Raw genomic sequence first — 246 nt, forward strand, 5'->3', positions numbered from 1 at the left:
CAGCCCCGCAGGATCAGTCACACAAACCTTGTACGACTCACCCGCACCCAACACCGGCAGATCCTCAAACAGATACCCACCATCGTCACCAGTCTTCACCGGACCAACAGGATCACCGTCAACATCCCTAACCGGCTGACCATCAGGACCAACCAGCCTCAACTCAACGCCCTTGATCCCCTTCTCACCGTCATCCTGAATCCCGTCACGATCCGCATCCAACCACACGAAATCACCAACCGAAAC

At 56.1% G+C, this 246-nt stretch carries 1 protein-coding gene; it reads right to left on the bottom strand.

The annotated features are described in order from the left end of the window. On the bottom strand, positions 1-246 hold a 246-nt coding region (locus EII42_RS12810), incomplete at both ends, for an SdrD B-like domain-containing protein (RefSeq protein ID WP_233558432.1).

It is taken from the genome of Tessaracoccus sp. OH4464_COT-324 (assembly GCF_003932855.1).
Classification (GTDB): domain Bacteria; phylum Actinomycetota; class Actinomycetes; order Propionibacteriales; family Propionibacteriaceae; genus Arachnia.